1 protein-coding gene and 1 tRNA gene are annotated in these 790 nt (G+C 63.4%); one reads left to right on the top strand and one right to left on the bottom strand.

Annotation, left to right across the window (positions count from 1 at the left end):
- Window positions 1-2 precede the first annotated feature (2 nt).
- A tRNA-Gln gene (locus M2D63_RS25520) sits at window positions 3-74 on the bottom strand.
- 225 nt (window positions 75-299) lie between these two features.
- Between M2D63_RS25520 and M2D63_RS25515 the strand changes: the two genes are divergently transcribed.
- Complete coding sequence (locus tag M2D63_RS25515; RefSeq protein ID WP_285865866.1) at window positions 300-680, top strand: RidA family protein; 381 nt, start codon at window positions 300-302, stop codon at window positions 678-680.
- The last annotated feature ends 110 nt before the right edge of the window (window positions 681-790 follow it).

Here is a 790-nt window from a genome sequence, read left to right as displayed (position 1 = left end):
GGCAGGGGCGGCTGGATTCGAACCAACGCATGGCAGGATCAAAACCTGCTGCCTTACCGCTTGGCGACGCCCCTGTAGGTACTGCGACGAGTGCCTGGCACTCTTTTGATGGCTGCCTGTGCGGCAGTGGGCGCAAATGTACCAACATTAACCGCCCCTGGGAACCCCCAAGCCGAATATTTTTTCGTAGAAACAGCGACTTACTGTTGATCCCGGCAAATGGACAGGACGCTGGCAAGGCCTTGATGAGGTTGTACACTACCCGCACGCCTCATTTACTCCTCGCACAAGAGATCCCCATGGCCAATCACGACATCACCTTTATCCCTGATCCGGACCCAGAGTCCATCTCCTCCGACGTCACCGGTTTCGGCGGCCTGCTGGTCTCCACCCAGATCCCCACCCGTGCCGACGGCAGCCTGGAGTTGGGCGACATCACCCTGCAGAGCGAATGCACCCTGCAGGCGCTCAAGGGTGCGCTGGAGCGTGCCGGCAGCTCCATGGACCGGGTCCTGCACCTGACCATCTACCTCACCGACATGGCCGACCGCGCCGCCTTCAACGAGGTGTACCAGCGCTTCTTCGCCAAACCCTGGCCGGTGCGCGCTGCCGTTGGCGTGGCATCCCTGGCGGTCGAAGGCATGCGCGTGGAAGTCACGGCAATGGCCGCCAAGGCCTGACAGCATCACCCTGTGGGAGCGGGGGGGGCCCCCCCAGAGCAGCGGGGGGTTAAAAAGCAAAGAGGGGGGCAACCGCCCCAAAAACCCCCCCCCCCGGCCAGACGGGGGGG

It is taken from the genome of Pseudomonas sp. BJa5 (assembly GCF_030272875.2).
In the GTDB taxonomy this organism is placed as follows: domain Bacteria; phylum Pseudomonadota; class Gammaproteobacteria; order Pseudomonadales; family Pseudomonadaceae; genus Aquipseudomonas.
Note: the sequence above shows the minus strand (reverse complement) of the source record. Positions and strands in the feature narration are given on the sequence as shown.

Bases quoted from the DNA above. Each gene is read 5' to 3' on its own strand.
- M2D63_RS25515 (WP_285865866.1), top strand. From the start codon at position 300: ATGGCCAATCACGACATCACCTTTATCCCTGATCCGGACCCAGAGTCC.